This is a genomic window from Corynebacterium yonathiae (assembly GCF_027570195.1).
Taxonomy (GTDB): Bacteria; Actinomycetota; Actinomycetes; order Mycobacteriales; family Mycobacteriaceae; genus Corynebacterium; species Corynebacterium yonathiae.
Map to the genome: position 1 here is coordinate 1 of NZ_JAKMUZ010000035.1, position 3,895 is coordinate 3,895.

6 protein-coding genes are annotated in these 3,895 nt (G+C 55.1%); all 6 read right to left on the minus strand.

Features of this window, described 5'->3' with window-relative positions; translation table 11 throughout:
* On the minus strand, window positions 1-386 hold a 386-nt coding region (locus tag L8V22_RS11490; RefSeq protein ID WP_269966556.1), incomplete at its 3' end, for a hypothetical protein.
* 168 nt (window positions 387-554) lie between these two features.
* Entirely contained in the window at window positions 555-1,226 is a 672-nt protein-coding gene (locus L8V22_RS11495; RefSeq protein ID WP_269966557.1) for a hypothetical protein, read from the minus strand.
* The gene (locus L8V22_RS11500; protein ID WP_269966558.1) at window positions 1,211-1,834 is read right to left on the minus strand and encodes a hypothetical protein; all 624 of its coding nucleotides are present in this window, start codon (window positions 1,832-1,834) and stop codon (window positions 1,211-1,213) included. Before L8V22_RS11500 ends, L8V22_RS11495 begins: the two co-directional genes overlap by 16 nt.
* Complete coding sequence (locus L8V22_RS11505) at window positions 1,834-2,463, minus strand: hypothetical protein (protein ID WP_269966559.1); 630 nt, start codon at window positions 2,461-2,463, stop codon at window positions 1,834-1,836. Before L8V22_RS11505 ends, L8V22_RS11500 begins: the two co-directional genes overlap by 1 nt.
* Window positions 2,464-2,514: 51 nt before the next feature.
* Window positions 2,515-3,507: a phage tail tube protein gene (locus tag L8V22_RS11510; protein WP_269966560.1), complete on the minus strand. Its 993-nt coding sequence runs from the start codon at window positions 3,505-3,507 to the stop codon at window positions 2,515-2,517.
* A gap of 78 nt (window positions 3,508-3,585) precedes the next feature.
* Window positions 3,586-3,895: hypothetical protein (locus tag L8V22_RS11515; protein ID WP_269966561.1), on the minus strand; the 310-nt coding region annotated here is incomplete at its 5' end.

Consider the following 3,895-nt stretch of genomic DNA (forward strand, 5'->3'; position numbering starts at 1 on the left):
AAATCAAAATTCAACGACCGATAGGGAAGCGCCCCATCAAGGCGTTCCTCAACCCTCACACGCGAAGAATCAAACAACTCTTTGACGCCACCATCGGGATGAGTCAACCGCATCACCGCCGAGTTACCCAACTCCATAAACGACACCGACAGGCTCACCCCATCCGGCGAGGAGACAGTACTCATCGACAGCCCAGACCACGACTTCGACTCCTCAGCATCCACCGACGTATCCACCGACACCCCATCAGCAGACACATAACCAGCAGGAACCATGCTCGCCCCCGGCAAACGACGCAGCGGCTCACTCGCCGACAACGGCACCGCAAAAGGACTCGACACCGGCTGGCCAATCCAAGCACCACCACCGGCAGAAATATTCGGCACACCGTGAACAAGATTCCCCCGATTACGCATAAAACCCCCAAAATAGCGTCACAATACAACCCCTAGTATAAAACACAGTATCGACCACCCCGAGCCCCGGCAGCCGACCAACACACAAGAATAGGGGCCGAGGGAATACACCCTCAGCCCCTACTCGACTGAATCTGATTAAGCAGTCAACGCACCCACAACCAGATACGCGACCACCATCAACGCTACCGCGTCGCCGATAAGAACGCCCGGCTTCAGCGCCAGCGGAGTCAGCACAGTCTTCAGAACGCGCCAGTTTGCAAACAAACCAGCGGCCAAAGCCTCTACACCGCGTAGACCTAAGCCGCGCACCGGCAAATGACCCAGCTGAGGCAGTCGCGACAGCAAGAACACGTTGAAGAGGATGCGGCCGATGTTCAGCCCATTGAGAATCTTCAACAGATTATTGCCACGTACCGCAACGCGAATCGGGGTAGACAGGACAAGGAAGTCCACCGCGGCGCGAACAGCCTTGACCACGGCCTTAGTGTTAAACGCTGTCAGTGAGTTAATAAGCACCTCGTTAAAGACGTGCAGCAGAGCCTGACGCACCTCATGATGATTGAACATCTGCAGCGCAACAACAATAAACGGAAGCTTCTTTGCTGCCTTAAACTGCGCGATAACCGGAGCAGCCAGAAGGCCCTTACCCGCGGTAAACAAGCCCTTGATAAGAGCAGCCTTCACCGCCACGCCCAAATCAACAATGCTCTTAACCGCCTCAGCGCCCTGGGCAACAACAGAGCCCGCTGCCAAAGCCACAGCCAGCAAAGGAGACAATCCCTCAGCAGCCTTCACAGCCTTGCGCACAGCCTCATCAGCGCCCAAGGAAGCCAACTCGCCAATGAGCGCTTGCCACCACGCTCAGTGACAGCGTCAAAGTGCTTCGCCAGCTCATCAAGCTCATCCTGTCGCAGCTTGGCCAAAGCCTCCAACACATGGCCAGGCAGTGCACCGCCAGGCAGCTTCTTAACCACCTGTGCAATCGGTGCCGAAGCATTCAGCGTATCCAACGCCTCAGCAAAGTCACGGGTAACAGAACGAATCTCAGAAAGGTCAGAGACCTTCTCCAGACCAAGATCCTTCAGCTGGCCCTCAAGCCCATCAACGAGCTCATCAGCCGCGGACTTAAAGTCGGCAACCTTCTTCAGCGGGTCCGGCTCATGAATAGCGGTATCAATATTCGCCTTGAGGGTATCCAAGACTTCCTGTCCGGTTTCAGCTTCATCCACCAGGGTAGAAATAGCCTTTTCCACTTCACTGCGAGTATCGTCACCCAGGTTCAGCAGTGCGCTAGAAGCCTGGGTGAGTGCGTCTGCCATTTCGTGTGGAATAACGCCGGCCGATTCGAGGCGGTCCACGAGGTGGGTGGGGTTGAATTCGCCGTAGTTATCGCGGTCAGTGTACTTGTATTCCATTACTTTTCCTCCTTGGTGTCCTCGTTGAATGCGCGCAGAATGTTGATGAGGGCAGCACCGATTGGCTGGGCGGAGGAACCAATGCCGGTGACCAAGTCCGTGAGCTTCTTGCGGTCAGCCTCGGGAAGAGCGTCAAACTTGCTTACTAGTTCTGGGAAGCCATCGCCCGGGGTGATTCCGTCGAACAGCTTCTTGGCGTAAGAAGAACCAACGAAATCGTCCACAGCGGAACCGACCTTGCCGGCGTGGTCTGCTAGTTCTTTCACATGTTCTGCGGTCTTGTCGGGGAGAGCTGCAGCATCGCCGAACTGTTCGGCCACGAGGTCATGCAGGCGAGTCTGTGCGTCTTCGATGCCCTTGATAGCTGAAGGAACGCCAGTGCCTGGGAAGACCAATGGTCCGCCGAGAATCTGCTTGAGGTCATCGGCAAGGGTCTTGGCGTCCTTGACAGTGCGCCCCAGCATGGAGACCTGCTGCGGAATGGATTCGGAAATCTTGTCGATGATGGTATTGAAATTAGAGAACATGCCGGTGAGAGAATCAGCGGTGTCCTTTTCCACGCCGCCTTCCTGCTGCAGGTCGCGGATGGAGTTAGTGATTTGAGAAAGCAGGCTGTCGTTGTTGGCCATGAAATATTCCCCCAAAATGTAGTGTTTGAAATTACCCGAATAGGTGAGTGTTTAGATGATGCCGCCGGTTAGGTCATCAATGGTTTGACGTCCGCCGGAGCCGGTGAGCAGGTCTACAACTGCTTGGGCCCAACGGTTGTGACGATTGAGCGGAGTAAACGGTAGTGCTTCCACGTCCTTAATCAGCGTGGCGGCGTCTTTGCCTTCCAACAGGTCGGAAATCAGCTGCAGCAAATCGTCCACGCCGTTAAGCGGTGCCAGGTGCGTAGTGAGCTTTTCGATGAAATCAAGGTTCAATCCGCCCTTACCGTCAATGAGCGAGTAGAAAAGACCCGCAACCAAATCCGGCGAGATTGGCATACCATCGAGGGCATTGCGGACAATGTCTTCAATTTCTGCCAGGGATACAACCGGTAGCCCATCATCTGGGAAGCGGTCATCGTCATCCTTCTTGACGTTGCGGCGGTCGATGTAGGTGTAGAGGTTGTTTCCGTTTTCATCCGGGAAGCACTCAATCGTGGCGTCGAATCCTACGACCTCACCTCGCGAGAACACCTGGTCGTCGAGCTCGGTGACGCGACCATTCGGGATGAACAAGCGTCCCTTCAGGTCTTCGCCGCCGTGAATGTCAAAGATGAATGAGCGGTACGGAGTTTCCGTAGCGTTGTCAATCATCTGGACTGCTCGTCCATCGTGACGGGAACGGAAGTTGCCTTCGCCCATTACGGCGGTAGCAACGTGAGAATTGACAATCTCGTGGAACTTGCACTTGATTTGCACCGAGTGGTTGGACTGCAACACGGCCATGGTGTCACCATTCCAGTCCACGACCTTTTCGGTATCACGGTCGACAGTCTTGGTTAGTCCGTCCTCGCTGATGTAGCCAGCTGGGCTGAACTTGTTGACAGTTGGTAGTGCAGCCACCCTGACAGATGCAGAGTGTGGTGTCTGTAGCGGGTTGATTCCCGCCATGCCAATCCATGCGGCGCCGCCGCTTTTGACCTCGGGCGCGCCGACAACAATGTTTTGTCGCATACGTGACATGCGATTTCCCCCAAATTTTTTTACCCCGAGTAACCACCCCAAGCAGGGCAGTTACCACATACTATACATGAAAAATACTTAACTTAACGCTGTCCATAATGTGCCCGCGCCCTGCCACCGCACCGCAGATGGCCTATCTGGGTCAGGGAAAATATATGGGTCGGTATCAGTATCCCAATCCAAAATATCCCCCTCAGCACGGTAAGAGACCTCCATACCCTCCAGACAGGCGGACAGTAAGTCCACGCAGTACTCATCGTCGGTGCCGTAGACCTGCAGCATGATGCGAGTGCGGTCCGTAACCGGTGTCTCTCGGTCAGGAGCAGCAGCATCAACCCGAACCATAGGACCAACAAACCCATCCGGAACCTTGGTAGCCACATGCACT